The organism is Methylorubrum populi, from assembly GCA_036946625.1.
Lineage (GTDB): Bacteria > Pseudomonadota > Alphaproteobacteria > Rhizobiales > Beijerinckiaceae > Methylobacterium > Methylobacterium populi_C.
Genome location: JAQIIU010000002.1, coordinates 497690 through 517164 on the forward strand (window position 1 = coordinate 497690; position 19475 = coordinate 517164).

A 19475-nucleotide genomic window follows, 5' to 3' on the forward strand; every position below is an offset into this window, starting at 1 on the left:
GGTCATTGCTCGACGTCGATCCGATCGACCTTCTCATGGACGGGTAGCCCCTGCCTGAATTAGGCCAGGCCGACACCTCGCCCGGAGGTTATAGGTGACCATCAAGCAACACAGCCGAGCACGCCAAGTGGAGCTCGGACGCCGCATCATGGACCGCCACAAGGTCTATCTCGATGCCTGCTTCTGGATCGTGCTTCGAGACACCGAACTTGGTGCGCGCACAGGCGCGCCGGAACGGAAGCTGCTGCATTTCCTGAGGCGCGGCGTACGCGACGGCAAACTGCTCTGCCCGGTGAGCGCGGGCATGTTCTTGGAGCTCATGAAGCAGCCGTTCACGGCCACGCGCCGGCGCGCGACGGCCCAGATGATCGACGAACTGAGCCTCGGGGTGACAGCGGTCGCTCCGGAGGTCCTTTGGCGCACGGAGATCCGCCGCTTCCTGCTCAAGGCCAGGGGGGAAACGAGGCTCTACCCAATGCAGGAGCTGATCTGGACCAAGGTCGCCAACGTCCTGGGTGACCACTACCCTGAGTTCCCGGGGATGCCGCCGGAACAGCAGCTGGCTCTCCAGCAGAAGTTCTACGACCATCTATGGGAGCAGCCCCTGGTCGCCATCGTGGACAGGATCGGAAATGCCTCCCCGGCGGGTGACGGGTTTCGCCGACTGAGCGCGGAGACGAATGTCGAGAATCGGAAACATCGCGACGAGCTGAAAAGCTTCGAGGGGACGTACGACATCGAGCTGCGGGGAGCGACCGAGATGGCGGCCGAAGCCGTGGCAGACGTGCTCGTCGAGCTGGCCAGCAAGGATGCAGGGCGACCGCCCCCACGGACTCCCGAGGATCGCGCGGCCGTGGTCAAAATCGGCCAGAGCCTGCTCTACCAGGCGATGAGGAAGCCCGAGCATCGAAGCGAGCTTCGCTCCCTACACGTCGAGGCGGCGATTCATGCCAGCATGCGCTGGGACAAGGAGCGCAAGTTCAAGCCCAACGACTATTTCGACTTCCAGCATGCGGCCGTCGCGCTGAGTTATTGCGATGCCTTCCTCGCGGAGGTCCCGCTGCACGTCCTGGTGACGCGGCCACAGGTCGCCCTGCAGAAGGTCAACGGTTGCGAGGTCATCTCGGATATCGGCGTGGCGGCCGATTACGTTCGCAGGCTGGTTTCCTGAGGGGGGATCGGGCGTGCGCCGTTCGCGACTGGCCATATTCGTGCGGGGTAGCCAGATGCGGCTCCGCAAACCCCGTCGGGTGCCGACCCGCGTCTCGGGACAGGCCTTTGAAGACCGGCAGCATGGCGAAGCGGCCAGGGCATCGTACGGTTGACCCGGACAGGCACGTCCGTTCGCAAGCAACCTGGCGCCGTGGGTTCCAGGCGTCGGGTTCGGCCAACTATGATTGGGCATGCAGGACACATCGGAGCTTCTCCCGCGGGTCTTCCAGGCCAACCTCGACCGCCTCTACACGCGGGTCGTGCGGTCGGCCCTGGACCTCCTGCCGACCCACGCCGACGCGCTGATCGCCGGGCCGGGTCCTGCGGATGAGCTCCTGGCCCGGCTGGCCATGCAGGTCGACAACCACACGGCCCAGGAAGCATGCCGGGCGTTCGCCCTCGTCCTAGCCGCGACGTTCGAACGTCAGTTGCGGCTCTGGAGCCGTATGGTTCTACCCGAGCTTGGAGCTGCACGTGTAGCCCGGTGTAAGGTCGCCGGTCTCCTTGATAGGATAATGGCGGTACGAGGCCTGGAGCTGGCCCCTGACGTTCGTCCCGCCATCGAAGAGATGCTGCTCCTCGCCAACGTAGTCCGGCATGGTGACGGCCCGTCGTGCGACGCGCTCCGCAAGGTAGCACCCGATCTCTGGGGCCCGGGTGTGGGGACGTTCGATCAGGCGATGCCGGCGTCGCCACTCCACAGCGACGGCCTCGGAATCGGTCCGGCCGATCTCCACCGTTACGCCTCGGCGCTGTTCCAGTTCTGGGGAGCGGCGGACGCAATGCCGTTGGCAACGGTCGATGCCCCATATTGACGAAAGTGCATGATTGGCGCCGGAAAAGGCTTAGTTCGGAAAGAAGCCCTTCCTGTCTCCAATGCCCTTTTCGCCAGCGAAGATGGTGATGCGCGAGCCATCGCCCAAAGGGATCGGCGGAGCATCGTTTTCGATGATGACGTACTGCACGTCGATGGAGGTGCGTAGCAGGTAGTCGTAGAAGTGATGGTTGAGCTTCGTCGCGCTGACGAGCCTCTCGTCCTCGGCAAGCTCGCCATGCCTCGACGTGTGCGCATCGCGGTAGCTCAGCAGCGGGCTGTCGAGCGCGATGATCCCGGGGTGGGGAAGACCCCTCCGACGGCAGTAGACCAGCACCCCGATCTTGAAGGCGGCATGCATCAGGGCGCGGACGCCCTTCCCGTTCCCACGGCGGCTTTCGCCGCTGAGGAGGATGTCGTGACTCTTCGTGTCAAACGATATGCGCGGCGGCCCGGGGAAACGCCACTCCTCCAGAATGTCCTGCACGTCGGCGGCGAACTCGTCACCGACGCTTCCGCTGACGCCGGCGACGACGCTTCCGCGTGGCAAGGTGGTCGGCTTGAACGCCTCGATCTCCCTTTTCCTGGCCCGGAGATCCTCGATCCGTCGCTGCACCGCCAAGCCTCGACGAACCTGCTCGCGGGATTGGTCGAGACGCTCGTATGAGGCGCGTACCGAGCTCTCCAGCGGTTGCTCGTCCCTTATGGATGCCTCGATACCCTCGATCTCCTCAGTGCGGTCCTTGATGGAGGCATCCAGGCCGTCGGCCTTGACGGACAACGCCGCAATCGTTCGCCTGAGGTCCGCGAGCTCCAGCCGGATCTTCCTGGTCTCCGCCTCGACTGCCGCATAGGTCTGTTCGATCTCAGCCATGCCATGGCTGTGGCGCTGATGCTCGGGATCCGCACCGCATTGGGGACAGGGGCGCCGGGCACCGGCCAGCAGGGCGGCCCCTCCTTCGGCCAGGGCATCGAGCCGGTCGATGTCGGTGTCGTAGACCTCCCCGAGGAGCCTGAACCGATCGAGCGTCATCGCGACTTCCGTGCGGCGGTCCTCGAAGGTGGCCAGGTCCGCCAGCGCCGTCCGACGCCGCGTCCGCAGTTCGTCGAGCCTGTCCTGGCAGGCCGCTGCCTCGGCGGCCACCGCGGCGAGGGACCCCTCGATGCGTCCCTCCTGTCCCTCCAAGTCGTCGGCTTCGGGCCACCCCGCGTCCAGCTCAGCCTCCGCGGCGGAGAGGAGCTCGTCGATGAGCTCCAGCTTGCCGGCGTTGCCCCGCCGCTGCGTCTCCGAGCTCTCGACCGTTGTAGTCGCAGAGCCATCGATGCCCGTCAGGTGGAACTTGAAGACGTTCTTGTTGAAGGTATCGCCCCCTCGTACGTCGATCACGGTCGGGCTGTGATCGGCCATCATGCTGGTCTCATCCGTCAGGACGTACGGAGCAACATGGCGGAAGGTGAAGGCGGCCTTGTCGCCGTTCAGCGTGCGGTCGATCAGCTTGCCGGCGTTGCTCCGGATGCCGAGCTCGGCCAGCAGCAGCGCCGAAAGGCTGAGGGTCTTGATCGACTTGTGGTCGGCGGAAAGGGACTGGCTTGGCTGCCCCGGGGAGAGGGGGTCGACCTCGCCGTCGTATAGGTCGAAGTGGCCTCCCGCCACCGCCCTGGCGAGGGTCACCCTCCCGCGGTCAGGCAGGTCCAACGTGAGCCAGACGCGCTCGTATCCACGCAGGTACCGGATGTCGGGCAGGGGTGACCCACTGCCGAACATGAAGTCGAGCGCTGCCAGGATGAACGACTTGCCGGCATTGCTGGCGCCCCAAACGACATTGACCCGGGGAACGAAGGCGAGGTCCGCCACGGGACGATCGGGGCCCGTGATCGCTAAGCGACGCAGGATGAAGCGGTGGAGCGACATGCTCAAACTTCCCGCGCGGGTCGCTCGGCCGCGTTGAAGGCCTCAGCCCAGTCGCCGAGGCGGGCCCGCAGTCGGTCCCTGAAACCGTCCTTGGTGTGGAGTTCCACTTCCTCGCGGATCCAAGCGGAGCACCGCTTCAGCCTCTCGGAGTAGGGGGTCTCAAGAAGCTCGACGTAGGCGGCAGCCTCGTCGCTGGCACGGTAGGAGATCCCGTTCGCGTCGTGTGCCTCCGCCACCAGGTGGCACTGCCGCATCAGGCGGAGGCTCTGTTCGACCAGACGGCGCCGGACGAGAAGCTCGCCCTTGCGCTCAGGAACGGCGGTGTGGAGGCTCGGCGGTCCGCCATGGTCACCCGTGTGCACGACGACATGGTCGAACAGGACCATCTCCTGGAGGTCCACGCCCACCGGACGCAGGTGCTCCAGAACGATCACCGCGCGGATGCCCGTCTCCAGAAGCGAGTTGTAGAGGTCGCCGAATCCGTCGGGCCTCATGGCATCCACTTCATGGTTCCTTCGTTCGCGAGGTGATGGCATACGCCCTGGCGAACCGGTACCCGCACCAAGGTGCCCCCGATGGCGGTCGCCATGAGCGAGGCGTGATCCATGACCGCACGGAGGCGGTCAAACCCGTTCGGGTGGTCGCGGCGATGGATGCCTATGACACCAAAATAGACGTCCTTCTGGAAAGCGGCGAGCGCCCGGGCATCGGTGTTATCCCGATGGAAGCGCTTGAAGACCGATGCCTCGAAGAAGCGCGTCCTATGGTCACCCAGATCGGGGCCGTACTCGGCGTCGATCAGGATCGCATCCACGGATTGGAACGAGGAGCCGCGAGCCTCTCCGTAGACCCTGCGCAGCTGGTCGAGGTACCCGATTTCCTCGGCCTGGAGCGTCGCAGGCGCCTCGCCGGCGGGGGCCTCGCCCGGTGGAAGCCTCAACACGCGATTCAGGGCTGCCGCGGCAGAGGGGTGCTTCACGAGATCGGTCGTCGACAGGTAGCTCACCTGGCCGAAATCGTAGGCCTCGATGAGGGCCCTGAGCTTCGGGGTTAGGGGGACCAGGGCGCCTCCGCGCGCGGTTATGCCCGACGCGCAGTAGTCATCCCACCTCGCAAGAAGCTCGGCCCGAAGCTTCGAAGGATTGAGGATCAGATCCCGCAGCGGGCCTGTGATGCCGCGAGGGGCGACGTAGATGTACTTCGCCGGCAGCGTCAGATATGCGCCCTCGGCGTGGTGGTAGAAGACCTTGCCGAGCTCGACGAGCGCCTCCGGCGCACCGAGCGCGCTGCGATACGTCTTCCGCTTGCACTGGTAGAGGTGCCACGGCCCTTCGTGCTTCGCCGTCGTCAGGAAACCGACGACGTCGCGGCCTTTGTCGTTGGCCTGACCCATCCGATGGACCACGACGTAGCCCTCACCGATCCTATCGGCAAAGAGCTCGATGAATTCCTCCAGTTCGTCGTCGCTGGCTTCCTTGAGACGTATGGCGAGACTGGTCACGTTTGAGTCCGGGTGCTCGGCTGCGCTCAACCTGAGATGGCTCATACAGCTAAGGCTGAAACTCGGCTGGCCCGCAACCCTCGCGCGAGATCCGAGAGGTTACGCCGGCCGTCGTGTTGTGACCCCCGCACACGGTAGGTGAACGTTCAGGGGCACGACGCGGTTACGGCGAGTTGTCTGGCCAACGTTCTGTAGATGGTCGGGCGAGAGACCGAGAACAGGTCGGCCAGGTCGCCGACCGAGTGGTCGCCGGCATCGTGCATCCGGCGCACCTCCCGCTGCTGCTTGGGCGACAGCTTGGGCTGCTTGCCGCGCAGCTTGCCCCGGGAGCGGGCGATGGCCATGCCCTCACGGGTGCGCAGCCGGATGAGGTCGCTCTCGAACTCCGCGAAGGTGGCGAGGATGTTGAAGAACATCCGCCCCATGGGGTCTCCCGGATCGTAGACGGACGTCCCGAGGGCGAGGCGGACGCCACGGGCGACGAGGCCATCGGCGATGGCTCTCGCGTCGGGCACGGACCGGGCGAGGCGGTCCAGCTTGGGCACGACCAGGGTGTCGCCGGCACGGGCGGCCGCAAGGGCCTGGTCGAGCCCGGGTCGCGCACGGTTCGTGCCGCTCAACCCATAGTCGGTGTAGATGCGCTCAGGCGCGACGCCGAGCCCTTCCAGCGCGGCGCGCTGGGCAGAGAGGTCTTGCTTGTCGGTCGAGCAGCGGGCGTAGCCGATGAGGATCGTCGTCATGGCAATCAGTGTACGTTTGAGGCTCCCTCATTGAAAGGATCAGCGTACGGGTCTTGTGAGACGACCCGTCCCCTCGGGCCGGCCTGGGCGGAAGGGGTTCGGCAAGCGTGTCCGTTGGACGACCCTCATACGGACAGGCGGGAATGACCGGGTCGGGTGGTTTGCCGTCTGTCGGCTTCCGGGTGACATGGGCTTCAAACCGGACGGAGCAGTTTCCGCCTCCGCAGGTAAGACCCTTCTTGGATCAAGCCGTAGCTGATAGACCCTGAGCATGAACGACGCCCTCGACCACTTGATGATGGGCCACGCCCTCGAAGAGGCGCAACGGGCCTTGGTCAACATGCATTTCCCCGTTGGAGCCGTGTTGGCAACGGGGCAACACGTCATTGCAACCGGTCACAAGGCTATGGGGTCGAACCACCTCGATCATGCCGAAATGGTCGTATTCCGCGCAGCATTCCAAGGTGACTATGGCTTCTCGCGCGAAGATGGTCTGTGCCTCTATACGACGCTTGAACCCTGCATCATGTGTTGGGGAACGCTGCGACACCTGCCCATCATACGACTGGTCTACGCGATGGAGGACGCCTACGGCGGCTGCGCGCATGTTTCTGACGCTGCACTTCCTCCTCGGCATCAAAGCCGCCCGCTGCTCGTAAGTCGGGGGGTTCGTAGGGAAGAGGCGCGGGAACTGTTCCGGCAGTTTCTCGACACGACCCATGAGCCATTCTGGGTGACTGGCGGTGCTGCCGAGTTTGCCGAGTCGGTTCGCGCAACGTCGACCGGCCCCTAATTGCCCTGAACCCACCGTAGCTGCGGTAGTGGTATGGCTGCTTTCGGGAAATCCTGAACGGCCGCCCGCATGGCTGACATGGGTCGGGTGCGGAACGTCCGCTCGCCGATCACCCTGCGGACGTTCTGAGTCGGCCGGACCGCGGCGTTTAGGGTAAGAGACCAAGCGATGGTTCGGTGACGTTCCTGAAACTGGTGGCTGTCAGCGACAACCAGACCATTCAGGCCTTGCCGGAGGGCTTCGACCGCGCCGAGGGCGAGCGGCTACGAACCCGTCGCGACCCGCAACGTTGTCCTGTCCTGCGTCACGGAGCAGCTGAATGAGCGAGACGATCCGTTACTACTACACCTTCCTGACCGAAGCCGGACCCTTGGCGATGTTGCCCACCGGGGCACCGGGATGGCGCCTCTTTCTGGCCAAAGACGATCTCGGGACCTACGACACCCTTGAAAAGGCGTTCACCGCTGCCGTCACTGGCGAGACGAAGAACAGCCATGGGCTTGCCGACTGGAATGAGCTGGGTATCCCGGGCGACATCGACGAATGGCAGAAGAAGGTCTTCATGAGGGTCGCGCACCTGCGTCCCGCCTAAGCCCGTAATGACCTTCCAGCCTTCTGGGGCGCCCTTCCCGGTGCCCCGCTCGGCCCTGACGCCATGGGAGAGCCGGTCGTCTTCGTACCCCTCCGCCCGCCTCGTCAGAGATCGCCGTATTCCCGGAACGTCAGAACGACGAGTGCACCCCCGTCAGCCACGCCGGTCACGGCACAGGAAAGGGGATCTCGCTTGGGTGCTGGTCCCCTGAGCACGATGGTCGAGCTCTGGGACCTGCCCGTCACCGTGTAGGGTGCCGGCTCGCAGCCCGCCTTGAACGCGTAGGCCGTGCCCGTGATCGCACCATTCGCCGCGAAGGTACCGTGGAACAGGAGCGTTCCCCTGGCCGCCACCGTCCGCATCGAGGCCTTCGGGACGTCGTACCGGATCGTGCCGGCGCGCTCGTCGACGAGGACCCGGCTGCCGTTGTGGTCGTACGAGGCGCCCTCGTACCCCTCCGGCCGCGGCGCGAAGCGGCGTGATTCCGATGCCGGCGTCCCGGCTCCCGGCGTCTTCGGCCCGGCCGTTACAGCCCCCGTAGCGAGGTCGACCGCGTAGCGCTGCTTGCCGCTGAGGCAGCATCTCGCGTCGCCGGGCATCAGGGCGTTCATCACGAATGTCGCCTTGCCACCTTGAAAGGACACGATGTCCGGGCCTTCGCCGTAGACGCCGGAGAGGGTGCGGACGAGCGCCCACCCCCGCTCGCCTCGGCGGAACTGCGCGACGACGAGGGAGGTAGCGTTGCCCACCGCTGGCGAGTAGGTCGCGAAGGCCAGGGCTTGCCCCACGCCGGCATCGTACTTCACTTGCATGGCGAGCAAACGCCCAAGGTCGCAGACCGTGTCAGATCCGGTCGCATCGGTGCAGACCGGCCCCCCGCCACGACTGAACCAGCGTTCTATGGCCCCCCTGGCCGGGCCGGGGATGCCGACGCCTGCCTCCGACCGGGCTGATGAGAGCGCCGCCGTGAGGATTCCCACGGCGAGGATCGCGGCGGTGGTGAACACGCGGATCATGTAGCCCCGGCCGCTCAGTTGGTGGACATGACCAGGGTGCCGTCGGCGCCCCGGAAAAAGCGCGCGCGGTCCCGGGTCTCACCCCGGCCGCTCAGGGTGGCCGTGAACTCGCACACATGCCCAAGGCCGATTTCGACGGGCTGACAGCCCAGCTTGCGGAAGGCGGTGACGGTCGGCATCGCCGGTAGATTTCCGCGCCCCGTACCGACGACGAACGCCATCGCCGCGGCCTGCTGCTGGTACAGGGTCGACGTGAACTTGGTGACCGCCTGGAGCATTTCGGACTCGGACGGCTCGCCGGAACAGGCGGCCAGGGACAGGCCGAGGGCGGCCGTGGGTAGGGTCAGCAATCTGGGGAGCACGGAAGGTGGTTCCTGGTTGCGAGGGGCAAAGGGCGGAAGGCGCGAGCGCGTACGCCAGCGTGGCCGGGTGGCGAGCGCGTCCGAGTTGAGCGACACCCGGCGCCGCCGCGCCGGGATGCCCCGTCGAGGGGGGGCTCAGCGGAGGAGCTGGAGGACGCCCTGCTGGGCGGTGTTGGCCAGCGACAGGGCCGAGATGCCCAGCGACTGGCGGGTCGACAGCGCCTGCGAGTTCGCCGCCTCCTCGTTCATGTCCGCGTTGGTGAGGTTCGCCGCGCCGGTGTCGAGCACGTTGATGATGTTTTTGGTGAAGTCCTGGCGGGTCTGCACGACGGACAGGTTCGAGCCCAGGTTCGAGGACAGCGACTGCAGGCTCGACAGGGCGTTGGTCAGCGCGTTCGAGGCGTTGGTCAGGTCGGAATTGTTCTGGACGCCGAAGTTGCCACCGGTCTGAGCCGTCGCGCTGTCCACGAGATGCCCGATGCCGAGGCTGGACGAGGTCAGGGCGTTGCTCTGGACGTTCAGGTTGCTCTGCGCCGTGCCGGTCTTCTCGTTGAAGGCGATCGAGAGCTTGTCGCCGTTCAGGAGGTTGATGCCGTTGTAGCCGGCATCCTGCGCGGCCTGGTCGATCTGGGTCCGCAGGTTCTCGAACTGCGAGACCAGAGCCGAACGCTGCGCCGAGGTGCCGCCGCCGGTCACGCCGCTCGTGCCGCCCGTGGGCGAACCGAGCAGGGCCTGCGTGCCCGCCGAGGAGGCGGCGAACGCCGGCGGCGTGCCGCTGGTGGCGCCCAGGTTCACGGAGAGCGCGTCCGAGCCCGTGCCGACGACGGACAGCAGCCCGTTCGAGTCCACCGAGGCGGTCGCGATGCCGCTCTTGTTGATCGCGTTGACGACGTCGTTGACGGTGTCCGTCGCCTGGATCGTGTAGGTGTAGGTGTTGTTGCCGGCCGAGAGCTGCACCTGGTTGGCGGTGGCGGCGGCCACGCCGAGATTGCCGGTGTGCGTGGCGTCGGCGGCGACGACGGCGCTGCCGAGCACGGTCTTGGCCAGGGCGGTGTCGTGCTGGGACTTCCCGGTGGCGGTCGCCTCACCGCTGCTCGCCAGTGCCTGCGTCCCGACGATCTTCGGAAGGTTCTGCGCGGCATTCGACTGGGCCTGAGAGACCACCGACTGGAGCTGCTTCACCAGGTTGGTGATCGTGTCCACGCCCTTCGAGGCGGCCTGGATGGTCTGGATGCCGTTCGAGATGCCGTCGAGCAGGCTGGAAAGGGCCCCCGAGCGCGTCGAGAGACTCTGCGCCGTGAAGTAGTTCACCGGGCTGTCGAGGGCCGAGTTGACCTTCTTGCCGGTGGCGAGGCGGTTCTGGTTGGTCGCGGCGAGGGCCGCGGTGTCCTGCAGCGATAGCAGGTTCTGCCGCGTCGCAGCGGACAGGGTGATGGACGAGGACATCCGGAGGCTCCGTTCTGTGCCATGTTCCGCCGATCTGGCGACAAGCACATCCTCGGAGCTCGTGCTTTCCGGAGCGGTAAGTATTTGATCTCGCCCAAGAGAGACCGGGCACTTATCGTCCGGATCTTGGTACTTTTCGTCCGGAGCTACAGATATGCGCCTGTTTCACAGAAAAATAGGCCGGTCGACCAACACTAGGTTGGCCGCAAGCTTGGCCGTTGCTACACGGGTTGCCTACCGGCCGATCACGCGGCCGCCGTGATGCATGTGACCGCATGAGTGCCGACCATCGACCGGACATCATCACCCCGGCGCTCGCGAGGCGACGTTCTGGCCCCTCGCTGCCCCAGGCACGCGTCGTAGTGGCTCCGGAAGCAATCTGCCGGCGTCGGACCGCGAGATGATCACCGACCAAACCTTCGCCCACCTGTCCGACTTCAGAGCCAAGCGGGAGGCATGGATCGAGGCCGCCCATCCGCTGTACCGGGCCGACATCGATGCCGACTGGGGCTTCGACGACGCCGCCTTCATCCGGAACTACAACCTGGGCACGTGCATCCTTGGCGCATGCCATGCGCCGCAGATGAGTTCCGAGCGTACCCTGGAGCAGATCTCCAGGCAGGCCATCGACCACCTGTCGTTCCGCGTCTTCCTGGCCGGCGCCTCAGACCTGCACGTCGACGGCCGGGCGCTCGACATCCGCGCCGGTCACCTGCAGGTGCTGGACATGGCCCAGCCGATGCGGTCGCACTCGCGCGGCTCGAAGCCGGTGATCCACCTGATCGTGCCCCGGCGCGCCTTCGAGCGCCGCCTCGGCGACCTGGCGTCGTTCCATGGGGCCATGCTGGATCCCGCCGGCAGCCCGGTGACGCGGCTGATGCTGGACCACATGCGCAGCCTCGCGTCCTGCATCGATGCCGCCGATGAGGGCCAGCGAACCGCGCTCACGGCGGCCTCCATTTCAATGGTGAACGCGGTCCTCACACCCGCCGGCGGCGACAGCCCGTACACGCCGGCATCCGTCCAGGGCATCGCGATCCGACGCTTCATCGAGGACAACCTTTCGAACTTCGACCTCGGCGTGGACATGCTGCGTGTCCGCTTCGGCCTGTCGCGCACGACCCTGTACGAGCAGTTCGAGGCGGATGGTGGGGTGGCGAGCTACATCCGCGACCGGCGCCTCGCCCGGGCCATGCGCATCCTCGCCGGTTTGGAGGGCGAGGGACGCCGACGGATCTCCACGGTTGGCTATGCGGTCGGGTTTGGCACGGAGAAGCAGTTCAGCCGGGCGTTCAAGCGCAAGTACGGCGTGAACCCGAGCGAAGTCGATGCCGGCTACCGACCACAGGCACGTCTCGAATACGGTGCGACACTGATGTCCTGGATCAACTCACTCTGACGGAGGGCCTTGATGTCGGAGATGCGCCCTGCCGTCCGGAACACCGCAATCGACCACGCCCGGACCGCGAGCGAAGCTCGCCTGGAAATCGCCGGGCGGATCCTTCTCGCGACCGGGGAGGAGCTGCCCTGTCTCGTCCGCTGCATCGCCGGGGATTCCTTCGAGATCACGGGCGTGGGACATGTCGCGGTCCAGGGCACCCGCGTGGTTTGCCGGACGACGGCGCTTGGCACGGTGGCAGGCAGCGTCCGCGATGCGTTGGACGACGGGTTCCGAATGGAGGTCATCGGTGGCCCGCACCTTCGCGCGCGCCTCGCCTCGCGCCTCGCCTGGCACCTCAAGGCGTCCTGTGGCGATACCGACCTTCGCAGCGACGCTCGCATCATCCCGAACGCGCGTGCCGTACGGGTTCGCACCCAAGACGGCGTGGAGGCGGACGCGGAGCTGATCGACGTCTCGTCGACGGGCGCCGCGCTCCGCATGTCGCGACCGCCGCCGGCAGGCAGCCGGATCACGGTGGGTAGGCGGAGGGCGGATGTGGTGCGCCACCTCGATGGAGGCATCGCCGTCCGCCTCGTGTTGCCCCTTCGCCCGGACGACGTCACCACGGACCTCGTGCTGTAACTGGGGCCGCCTGTCGGGGTTGCCGCGACAGGTCCGCTCGGGAGCCGCGACGCCCCGCGGTCCTAGGCGCCGCGCCTGGACATCGTCCAGGCCAGGAGGCGGCCGACCTCCCACAGCAGCGGGTCGGTCAGCGCGCGGAGGCGCGACGAAGAAAGCGTGCGCGCGATCTCGCTGGCCGCGATGACGTGGTCGGCGAGCATGGTCACCTCCCGCGACAGCGCCGCGTCGGGCACCCGCGACGCGGCCACCTCGACCGCGGCCTCGGCCGCGTTGCAGGGCCGGGTGCGGGTCGCGTCGATGACGATGCCCTGGCCACGCATCGGCCTTCCGTGCCCATCAAGGGAGAAGCTGCCGTAGTCACGGACGAAGCGCACGCCATCGCCGGTCCGCACCCGATACTCCAGCGCGAAGGGCATCCCGCGCCGGCTGGCGCCCTCGACCTCGGCGCAGAACCCGCCCCGGTCCGCGGGATGGATGGCCTCGACGTACGCGGCCAGGGGATCCCCGCTGCAGGCGTCGGCTCGCACGATGCCGAACAGGGAGGCGACGTCCTTGTCCGCGACGATGCGGTCGCTGGCGACGTCATGGGTCCAGGCGCCGACGACGCCGGCGGCCGCCAGGCAGTCGGGAAGGTGGAGCCTCGCCCGTTCGGTCGTCATCCCCATAGGCGCTCCGCTCGCTGTCCGTTCCAGGAGGATCGATGCAGGAAGCCCGAGAGTGGTCGAAGTCGACCAGCCACGCAACCTAAGGGCGAGCGACCGGCAGCCGCATGCACTACGTATCCTGCAGGCGACGAGCGAGGGTGAGCACCGTCGCCCGGCCTTCCGTGTCCAGCTTCGAGTACAGCCGGATCAACTCGGGTATGTCCTCGCCGGGTGGCGGGGCATCTCCGCCTCGGCCGGTCCGGTCTGCGGAGCGGAAGAAGGCCGCGACCGGGACGTCGAGACGGCGCGCGATCCTGGCGAGTTGGCCGGACGTGCCGGCGGGCAGTCTCCAGGGTTCCTCCTCAACCGATGCACGCACGGTGCAATCTCCATGTCAGCGCGGCCATGACACGACGGCCTTGGCGCCAGCATCGACAGGACATCGGCCGAAATGGGACGGCGCGACAATCGGGCATTGCGGCCTGAGCCGAAGCCCGTGGATTGGCGCGAATCGTCAGGCTGATTCAGAATCCCCCGGCCAAGCCTTGGCGTGGGGACACGGGACGGATGTCGACGGCATTGATTTCGGATCGTACCCTCGGGCAGGTGCTTGCCCTCGCGTCGTCCGACCAGGACAGGACCCTCGCGCATCTCCTGGAATGGTGGAACCTGTCGCGCGAGAGCCGAGGCGCGTCGGCCGACCACTTGGCCATCTACATCGCGAAGGCCGGCGGATCCTGGCGGAACGCCCTGCGGGACGATCCCACGTCGTACCGTATCGCGTGGCTGGAGGCTGGGCGGTCCTGCGTGCGCTGGCAAGACGTGATCTTCGAGTTCAGGACGCTGCTCACGGTGGATGGCCGCTCGCGTTCCTACCCTGCGGCAGCTCCCGACGAGCACTACCTGCTGATCGAACCCTGCGATGCGTACGAGTGGTCCTGCAGCGCCCTCCGCGAGGCCGTGCGGCACCTCGGCCTTCCCATGGCCGGTTAAGCGGCCTGGGCGGTCAGGCAGGGCCGGTGAGGAAGCAGGCCAGGCGACCGTCATCGACATGGAACAGCGTCGCGTCGCCGGGATCCTGCGTGCCGAGGAAGAACAGGAGGATCTTCTCGCCGGCACCCTCGTCCCTCATCGCCATCTGGCGCTCCTTCGCGCGCCTGAGTTCGGCGAGGAAAGCCACGCGACGTCGGTCGGTCCACCCGTGCATGTCGAAGTGAACCCTGAACCGCCCGGCGACCGCTCTCCTGCCGTTCTCGACGTGTCGATAGGCGCTCGGCCCCAGGAGGACGTCGATCTCCATCATCGCGTCGTCGACGTCGTACCTCTGGAACGAGATGGCATCGTAGTAGACCTTTCGCTCGTACGCCTGACCGGCGTTGGCCTCCAGGAGTTCGAACAGCCCGCGGTAGGTTCCCGGGACGCATCCTGGCAAGGTTAGCGGAGGGTCCTCATCGTCGAGCAGCTCAAGGAAGCATTGCGCGATCCTGTGCAACGTTCTCGCCACGTTGTCCTGGCGTTCCGGACCGGCCTCGCCGCCAAGACCACCGACCGCGTGTCCCTGTGCGGCACCGGGATCCTCGGGCCCTACCCCCAGTCCAGCCTGGGGGTTCTCGTTGGCCAGCATGAGCCGCGTGGGCGTAAGGCCCGGCTGGTTTCGGCGGGCCTGCCCGTGCCGGCGCGCGGCGGGAGCGGCGACCGGCGTGCCGTCACCGTCGCAGTCGCCGTCGTGCAGTCCGCGGACCCGGAAATGCGGGGCCACCCAGTACGCCTCTCCCGGTGCCACGGCGACCGGCCGCATCTCCGCGGTGCAGCCGACGCAGGTGAAGGCATCCTCGCGGATGTCCTCCCGGATGTCGCGCTCGGCCGCGGAGCAGATTTCCCCCGTTCGAACGTTCCTGGCGATGTCCGTCATCAATCGCTCCGAGATATCGTCACGGCCTCCGATCACGAACCGAGGGCTGAGGCAAGCTGCGTCTGGCGAGCGGGTCTCCCGGTGGCAAGAAAGCAGGCGGAGCCCTCATGGACGATGTCCGCGGGGGACACGGCGGTCCGCGAGCGACGGCTGTCGAAGGGCCCGTACCAACCGGGCCGTTGCGACGGGACAGAGTTGGCGTCCTCACAAGGCAAGCGCGCTACGTCAGCGGCAGCCCCCAGATGTCCGTCAGGCCCCACAGGGCCCAGGCTCGGTCACGATCCCTGGCCGCCGCGGCCTCGATGCGAGCGACGGCCTCCCGGGCACGCATGGCGGCCGCTTCATAGCCGGGTCCCGGACGGAGCTTGTTCAGACGCCGGCGGAGGATAAGACGCTGGTCGGGGCCACTCGCACGCAACCGCTGCAGGGCATCGCCCGGAGCGTCGTCGCGACGTCCGCCACGGCCTCCGTCAGGTCGGCCAGCGTCTCCACTAGGTCGTCGTACCCCGTCCCCTCCGAATCTGTCGGCTCCGGCGCCAGCGCGCCGACGATGAGGTGCAGGAGCCTCTCCTGGGCGTCGAGGCGCCGCACGATTTCGCTCACGTCCATGCGTCGCCTCCTTTGATGCCAGCGCTGCGAGCCGTGCGTGGACGTCCGCCGCGAGAATTCGTTGGCCTTCGAAGCGCCGGGCGGCCGCACCCACGACCCGGGTGGCGAGATGGGCCGTCCCCCGTCCATCCACGATGACGGCCCCCACCCGCCCGGCACGAAGCTCGTACCCGCGGTCGCGCAGGGCGGTGGCGAAACCCGGGCCATCGTCGGAAGCATGCCATGCTTCCAGGGCGGCCCGCCGCATGCCGTCCAGGGACGCCCCGGTTCGTTCCTGTATCGCCCGCTCGCGTGGCGTAGAGGCGGCGATGGGCCGGGGCGCCGCCATCGTACCTGACCGCTCCAACCAGTCGGCGACCTCGACATGCCCTTCAGCGCGCAGGCGGCGCTCGACGGCCCGGGCATGCTTCGACGCGACCGGTCGCATGCCGAACTCCGCTTCGACGATGCGTGAGCACTTCTCCCTGCGCGCGTAATCCCAGGCCAGGTCGGCCACCCCGCCAGAAGGGAGGACCAGGGCGTAGACCCGGTGTTCGTGGGCTCGCCCGCGTTTCACGTGCTCGACGCCACAGTACGGCTGGCCCGACAGTCCGAATTCACCCTCGAATAGGGTCCACCACCGAGTCCGAGCCGCTGCCTCGTCGACGATGCCGGCGTCGGGATCTAGGTGGACATGGTAGATGGGCCGGTCCGTCCGGCCGCCGGCGGAGAGGGCGACGAGCTCGCGAACCTGCTCGACGAGCTCCGCACTGCCCAGACCACGCGCCGGGATAACCGTCACGGTCTCATTCTCGGCCTTGAGCAGGTGCAGCGCGAGAGCGTCGCCGACGCCCTGGCCGCGCGTGGCACCGGAGATCACTCCGGCCGGCGGACGACCAGGGGGATCAGGAGCCCCCGGGCGCGCTGCAGGGCGTCCTGTGCCGCGGACCGGTTTCCGACCGACACGGCGCCGCTCACGTCCGCGAGATGGCGAATGGCATTCGAGATCGCGACGACATCCTCGGCGGCCCGTCGGACGGGCCGGCCGCTACGCTCGTCGGATGGCGAGATCATCGCGAAGCGGTCGAGCAGCAGGCGACGGACCCAGGCCGCCGCCGTGATGCCGTCCTCCTTCGCCGCGGCCGCGATGGCGTGGTTGAGGTCGACGCTCATGCGCGTGACGAAGCGCACCGGCAGCCCGCGCGGGGCCACGCGGCGCATGCCGGGTTCCGGAGGCGGGACGCCGGCGTCCTCCCGCCTGGCTGCCATCGGCACTGGGTGTGGCTGGTTCATGGATCGCTCGTTCGACCTTAGGGTAGGGGCCCGGCGATCAGACCGGCTTGCCCGGGAATGGCGGGCGCGCCACCCCGTCGCTCGGGACTGGAGCGGGGCCGGAGCCGCCGTCGCCCGGCCGATCCCGCCTCCGCGCGGCCCGCTCCAGCGCCGCCTGCAGGCGTGCCTCGATGGCACCCTGGACGGCGACCGGCAGGACGAACGGCGGCGGGGCCGGCCTCCCGTTTCGCCGGGCCCTCTCGATGTCGGCCTGGTAGGCCGCGATGGCCCGTTCCCAGGTCCCGACGTCCTGCATCATCTCGCGGTCGCCCCTGCTACGCTCGTGCCGCTCGTCCAGGCCTGGGGCGGCCCGCCACGGGGGCTGGCCGGTCAGGCGCCTGGCATACTGCCAGGCCCAGAGGTCAGGCCCCATGGCGATGGAGAGCAGCGCCACGTCGCGCGGCCGGCGTCGGGCGAAGGTCCCGTCCGCGACGGCCCGCGCGTAATCCCGGGTCGCGGACGCGAGCGAGGGCACCGTCGTGCCGCCGCCGGCGGGACCGGGGGCAGGTGTCCGCGCCGGGCCGTTGTCGTTCGCCGGCAGCGCGGTAGGTGCCGGCGAGCCGACCGACCAAGGCACCCATCTGTACAGGCGACCGAGCATAGGAATCCCGATGCAAGCCGAATCCGCCGGCTGCGCAACGGCGATTAGAATCCCATAAAAAGTCTATTTCCAGTGGGATGCCAAGTTTTCTTGATCGGCATGCCAAGTCGATTTGTTTAGATCAAATGCAAGATAACCATATCGACCAGTCTATCTTGCAACAACCTGTGGATGATGCTTCGGATAGCGTTGCCTGCCCCGCTGCCGGCTCAAGGTCGCTCGTGAAAAAATCTTGCGATGCAGTCGAGATCGATTCGTCGTCAAACGGGGGGGGGAGGCTTGCTGGCTGCCATGGAGGGATGCCAGCCATGGCCTGTGTCGGCACCGTTTTGCGGCACGGAGTGGGCAAGGTTTGGCCGCCCGGCCTGTCGGGAGAACCATGGGGTCCGATACGAACGGGACCGGATCCATGCGTGCAGCGCTCGACTACCTCCTGAGAAAGGCCGGCATCGTCCGGCGGACGGCCCTAGCGCCGGTCAAGCCGCAGACCCAGATGCCGGCGTCCGGCCCGGCCTTCGTTGCCTCGGAGCCAGCGCCGCCCACCGGGGATGCCAACGGGGACACAGGAAAAGACGAAGAGCCAGCCATGGCCGGCATCCCGGAGGATGCCGTCCAGATGCCGACGCCGGCGGCGCCGTCACCAGGGCTGCCGCCCGTGGACCCGGTGGAGGAACGGAAGCCGTCCGTTGCCAGGACGCGGGGAGCGAAGGTGAAGGCGCCGTCATCCCGGCGCAGGAAAGGCGGCCAGTCCGATCTGGTCGGCCGCAGGGCGCCCCCAGCCGGCCTCCGCAACTGGCAGGATGCCAGGTACCGCGTCGAGGACTGAGGGGTTCGGGCGTTGGCTTGGGGCATGCTGGCCGGGGCGGCTTGCCTGCACGGGATCCCCGCCCATGCACATCGGGGGACATGCCGGCGTGGCGAAGGGGACTGGCTCGCCATCAGCCACTGGCAGCCCCTCCCGCGCATCGGAGGCCGGCGCGGCCTTGCCTCGGTCCGTGTTCGAATTCGTCGGAGCCTTCATCCGTTGCCGGCTGGGGCAAAGCCCCGGCCGGCGATGACGGCGTCCTAGCGAACGCCTGGCCGGTTCTCCGCCGGGACGGGCAGTTCGTCATCAAACGCCTCGTCGATGCCGCTGCCCAGCGAGACCTTGCGTCCGACTTCCCTGATGGCTTCCGTCGTGAAGCGGCCCAGGCGGCTCCTCACGTCCCGGATGTCGACGGCATCGCCGAACTTGTCCGCGATCAACTGGGCGACCATGTCGGCCATCGCCAAGCGGATCTTCGTGTCGGCGTGCTCGCGCACGCTCCTGATGTTGTCGAGGTCGACGTGGATGTTCATGACCTTTCCCTCTCTCTCCACGACGTCGCTGGCGCCTCTCAGTTCCGCGAGGAACAGCAGGCGCCCGTAGGCGCGCTCGACCGCATGTTGGTCCAGGCCGTCGAGCCGCGCCAGGATGCGGAGTATTCTAACGGGTGCCGTGCCATCGCGGCAGAGGATGGCGAGGATGGCATCGCCCATGGCCTCGCCGGCAAGCAGGTGATCGGCGTCGATGGAGCGGACGTCGATGGCGGCGTAGCCATGTTGTAGCGAGTGTGTCCTTATTCCGTCGGGCATGGCCAGGCGGTCGCGGCCACGTAGACGAGCGTCGAACGGATGTCCGGGGAGACCGGTGGCTCCTTCAGCCGCTTCTGCTTGACGCGTGCCCGTGCCATCTCGTCCTGCATGACGCGTTCGCCGATCTGGCCGGCGTAGATCAGCATCCGCACGCTCATGAGCGTGTCGTTCCCGACCTGGAACTCGATGTGGTAGACGATGCCCGTCCTGGCATCTCGGCCCACGTAGTCGACTTCCCGTGCGGACACCCTGGGGATCTTGATCGGAAGGGGTTTGGCGTCATGGTGTATGCCGAGCTCATCCATGAACGTGGAGCATCCCTCGTTCAGGATCGTGCGTATGGTCGTGTCGTACTTTCCCACGGGCGCCTCCG

The 19475-nt window shown here is 67.4% G+C and carries 23 protein-coding genes; 9 read left to right on the top strand and 14 right to left on the bottom strand.

Translation table 11 applies throughout. The annotated features are described in order from the left end of the window. Nucleotides 1–94: 94 nt before the first annotated feature. The gene (locus tag PGN25_04090) at nucleotides 95–1171 is read left to right on the top strand and encodes a hypothetical protein (protein ID MEH3116791.1); all 1077 of its coding nucleotides are present in this window, start codon (nucleotides 95–97) and stop codon (nucleotides 1169–1171) included. A gap of 232 nt (nucleotides 1172–1403) precedes the next feature. Continuing rightward, the gene (locus PGN25_04095; protein MEH3116792.1) at nucleotides 1404–2027 is read left to right on the top strand and encodes a hypothetical protein; all 624 of its coding nucleotides are present in this window, start codon (nucleotides 1404–1406) and stop codon (nucleotides 2025–2027) included. 30 nt (nucleotides 2028–2057) lie between these two features. Here the strand turns inward: PGN25_04095 and PGN25_04100 are convergent, their stop codons facing one another. The 4 genes from PGN25_04100 to PGN25_04115 all read right to left on the bottom strand — a co-directional run bounded on the left by PGN25_04100 (nucleotide 2058) and on the right by PGN25_04115 (nucleotide 6179). Then, a complete protein-coding gene (locus PGN25_04100) occupies nucleotides 2058–3938 on the bottom strand; it encodes a hypothetical protein (protein MEH3116793.1) in 1881 nt (626 codons plus the stop codon). Between the two features lie 2 nt (nucleotides 3939–3940). Beyond that, on the bottom strand, nucleotides 3941–4432 hold the full coding sequence (locus tag PGN25_04105; GenBank protein MEH3116794.1) for a threonine efflux protein: 492 nt from the start codon (nucleotides 4430–4432) through the stop codon (nucleotides 3941–3943). Next, a complete protein-coding gene (locus PGN25_04110) occupies nucleotides 4429–5439 on the bottom strand; it encodes a hypothetical protein (GenBank protein MEH3116795.1) in 1011 nt (336 codons plus the stop codon). Before PGN25_04110 ends, PGN25_04105 begins: the two co-directional genes overlap by 4 nt. A gap of 146 nt (nucleotides 5440–5585) precedes the next feature. Continuing rightward, nucleotides 5586–6179: a recombinase family protein gene (locus PGN25_04115; GenBank protein ID MEH3116796.1), complete on the bottom strand. Its 594-nt coding sequence runs from the start codon at nucleotides 6177–6179 to the stop codon at nucleotides 5586–5588. 271 nt (nucleotides 6180–6450) lie between these two features. On the opposite strand from PGN25_04115, the gene PGN25_04120 reads away from it, so the two are divergent. From PGN25_04120 to PGN25_04130, 3 genes are all read left to right on the top strand, one after another. Then, complete coding sequence (locus PGN25_04120; protein ID MEH3116797.1) at nucleotides 6451–6972, top strand: deaminase; 522 nt, start codon at nucleotides 6451–6453, stop codon at nucleotides 6970–6972. A gap of 176 nt (nucleotides 6973–7148) precedes the next feature. Then, nucleotides 7149–7295, top strand: coding sequence for a hypothetical protein (locus tag PGN25_04125; GenBank protein MEH3116798.1), 147 nt, complete (start codon nucleotides 7149–7151; stop codon nucleotides 7293–7295). Further along, nucleotides 7292–7564, top strand: a complete 273-nt coding sequence (locus PGN25_04130) for a hypothetical protein (GenBank protein MEH3116799.1) — start codon at nucleotides 7292–7294, stop codon at nucleotides 7562–7564. Before PGN25_04125 ends, PGN25_04130 begins: the two co-directional genes overlap by 4 nt. Nucleotides 7565–7668: 104 nt before the next feature. Here PGN25_04130 and PGN25_04135 read toward each other — a convergent pair whose 3' ends face one another. The 3 genes from PGN25_04135 to PGN25_04145 all read right to left on the bottom strand — a co-directional run bounded on the left by PGN25_04135 (nucleotide 7669) and on the right by PGN25_04145 (nucleotide 10388). Next, nucleotides 7669–8580, bottom strand: a complete 912-nt coding sequence (locus tag PGN25_04135) for a hypothetical protein (protein MEH3116800.1) — start codon at nucleotides 8578–8580, stop codon at nucleotides 7669–7671. Nucleotides 8581–8594: 14 nt separating this feature from the next. Further along, the gene (locus PGN25_04140) at nucleotides 8595–8942 is read right to left on the bottom strand and encodes a hypothetical protein (protein MEH3116801.1); all 348 of its coding nucleotides are present in this window, start codon (nucleotides 8940–8942) and stop codon (nucleotides 8595–8597) included. Nucleotides 8943–9077: 135 nt separating this feature from the next. Next, nucleotides 9078–10388 carry a flagellin gene (locus PGN25_04145; protein ID MEH3116802.1) on the bottom strand — a complete coding sequence of 437 codons (1311 nt, stop codon included), beginning with the start codon at nucleotides 10386–10388 and terminating at the stop codon, nucleotides 9078–9080. Between the two features lie 400 nt (nucleotides 10389–10788). On the opposite strand from PGN25_04145, the gene PGN25_04150 reads away from it, so the two are divergent. Both PGN25_04150 and PGN25_04155 read left to right on the top strand, forming a co-directional pair. Then, nucleotides 10789–11787: a helix-turn-helix domain-containing protein gene (locus tag PGN25_04150; protein ID MEH3116803.1), complete on the top strand. Its 999-nt coding sequence runs from the start codon at nucleotides 10789–10791 to the stop codon at nucleotides 11785–11787. Between the two features lie 12 nt (nucleotides 11788–11799). Then, nucleotides 11800–12411 carry a pilus assembly protein PilZ gene (locus PGN25_04155; GenBank protein MEH3116804.1) on the top strand — a complete coding sequence of 204 codons (612 nt, stop codon included), beginning with the start codon at nucleotides 11800–11802 and terminating at the stop codon, nucleotides 12409–12411. Between the two features lie 62 nt (nucleotides 12412–12473). Here PGN25_04155 and PGN25_04160 read toward each other — a convergent pair whose 3' ends face one another. Next, a complete protein-coding gene (locus tag PGN25_04160) occupies nucleotides 12474–13070 on the bottom strand; it encodes a PAS domain-containing protein (protein ID MEH3116805.1) in 597 nt (198 codons plus the stop codon). 552 nt (nucleotides 13071–13622) lie between these two features. On the opposite strand from PGN25_04160, the gene PGN25_04165 reads away from it, so the two are divergent. Further along, entirely contained in the window at nucleotides 13623–14048 is a 426-nt protein-coding gene (locus PGN25_04165; protein MEH3116806.1) for a hypothetical protein, read from the top strand. 13 nt (nucleotides 14049–14061) lie between these two features. On the opposite strand, the gene PGN25_04170 is transcribed toward PGN25_04165, so the two are convergent. From PGN25_04170 to PGN25_04185, 4 genes are all read right to left on the bottom strand, one after another. Continuing rightward, entirely contained in the window at nucleotides 14062–14967 is a 906-nt protein-coding gene (locus PGN25_04170) for a hypothetical protein (GenBank protein MEH3116807.1), read from the bottom strand. 369 nt (nucleotides 14968–15336) lie between these two features. After that, nucleotides 15337–15576, bottom strand: a complete 240-nt coding sequence (locus PGN25_04175; protein MEH3116808.1) for a hypothetical protein — start codon at nucleotides 15574–15576, stop codon at nucleotides 15337–15339. Nucleotides 15577–16431: 855 nt separating this feature from the next. Then, nucleotides 16432–16776 carry a hypothetical protein gene (locus PGN25_04180; GenBank protein MEH3116809.1) on the bottom strand — a complete coding sequence of 115 codons (345 nt, stop codon included), beginning with the start codon at nucleotides 16774–16776 and terminating at the stop codon, nucleotides 16432–16434. A 109-nt stretch (nucleotides 16777–16885) separates the two neighbouring features. Further along, nucleotides 16886–17362, bottom strand: a complete 477-nt coding sequence (locus PGN25_04185) for a hypothetical protein (protein ID MEH3116810.1) — start codon at nucleotides 17360–17362, stop codon at nucleotides 16886–16888. A 535-nt stretch (nucleotides 17363–17897) separates the two neighbouring features. On the opposite strand from PGN25_04185, the gene PGN25_04190 reads away from it, so the two are divergent. Next, a complete protein-coding gene (locus PGN25_04190) occupies nucleotides 17898–18314 on the top strand; it encodes a hypothetical protein (protein ID MEH3116811.1) in 417 nt (138 codons plus the stop codon). 239 nt (nucleotides 18315–18553) lie between these two features. Here PGN25_04190 and PGN25_04195 read toward each other — a convergent pair whose 3' ends face one another. Together PGN25_04195 and PGN25_04200 are read right to left on the bottom strand one after the other, a co-directional pair. Then, nucleotides 18554–19102, bottom strand: coding sequence for a hypothetical protein (locus tag PGN25_04195; GenBank protein ID MEH3116812.1), 549 nt, complete (start codon nucleotides 19100–19102; stop codon nucleotides 18554–18556). Further along, complete coding sequence (locus tag PGN25_04200; GenBank protein ID MEH3116813.1) at nucleotides 19087–19464, bottom strand: hypothetical protein; 378 nt, start codon at nucleotides 19462–19464, stop codon at nucleotides 19087–19089. Before PGN25_04200 ends, PGN25_04195 begins: the two co-directional genes overlap by 16 nt. Between the last annotated feature and the right edge of the window lie 11 nt (nucleotides 19465–19475).

Bases quoted from the DNA above. Each gene is read 5' to 3' on its own strand.
- PGN25_04115 (MEH3116796.1), bottom strand. From the start codon at position 6,179: ATGACGACGATCCTCATCGGCTACGCCCGCTGCTCGACCGACAAGCAA.
- PGN25_04170 (MEH3116807.1), bottom strand. From the start codon at position 14,967: ATGACGGACATCGCCAGGAACGTTCGAACGGGGGAAATCTGCTCCGCG.
- PGN25_04160 (MEH3116805.1), bottom strand. From the start codon at position 13,070: ATGACGACCGAACGGGCGAGGCTCCACCTTCCCGACTGCCTGGCGGCC.
- PGN25_04120 (MEH3116797.1), top strand. From the start codon at position 6,451: ATGAACGACGCCCTCGACCACTTGATGATGGGCCACGCCCTCGAAGAG.
- PGN25_04095 (MEH3116792.1), top strand. From the start codon at position 1,404: ATGCAGGACACATCGGAGCTTCTCCCGCGGGTCTTCCAGGCCAACCTC.
- PGN25_04195 (MEH3116812.1), bottom strand. From the start codon at position 19,102: ATGCCCGACGGAATAAGGACACACTCGCTACAACATGGCTACGCCGCC.
- PGN25_04180 (MEH3116809.1), bottom strand. From the start codon at position 16,776: ATGCGCCGCGTGGCCCCGCGCGGGCTGCCGGTGCGCTTCGTCACGCGC.
- PGN25_04130 (MEH3116799.1), top strand. From the start codon at position 7,292: ATGAGCGAGACGATCCGTTACTACTACACCTTCCTGACCGAAGCCGGA.
- PGN25_04165 (MEH3116806.1), top strand. From the start codon at position 13,623: ATGTCGACGGCATTGATTTCGGATCGTACCCTCGGGCAGGTGCTTGCC.
- PGN25_04105 (MEH3116794.1), bottom strand. From the start codon at position 4,432: ATGAGGCCCGACGGATTCGGCGACCTCTACAACTCGCTTCTGGAGACG.
- PGN25_04100 (MEH3116793.1), bottom strand. From the start codon at position 3,938: ATGTCGCTCCACCGCTTCATCCTGCGTCGCTTAGCGATCACGGGCCCC.
- PGN25_04145 (MEH3116802.1), bottom strand. From the start codon at position 10,388: ATGTCCTCGTCCATCACCCTGTCCGCTGCGACGCGGCAGAACCTGCTA.
- PGN25_04190 (MEH3116811.1), top strand. From the start codon at position 17,898: ATGCGTGCAGCGCTCGACTACCTCCTGAGAAAGGCCGGCATCGTCCGG.
- PGN25_04175 (MEH3116808.1), bottom strand. From the start codon at position 15,576: ATGGACGTGAGCGAAATCGTGCGGCGCCTCGACGCCCAGGAGAGGCTC.
- PGN25_04135 (MEH3116800.1), bottom strand. From the start codon at position 8,580: ATGATCCGCGTGTTCACCACCGCCGCGATCCTCGCCGTGGGAATCCTC.
- PGN25_04150 (MEH3116803.1), top strand. From the start codon at position 10,789: ATGATCACCGACCAAACCTTCGCCCACCTGTCCGACTTCAGAGCCAAG.
- PGN25_04155 (MEH3116804.1), top strand. From the start codon at position 11,800: ATGTCGGAGATGCGCCCTGCCGTCCGGAACACCGCAATCGACCACGCC.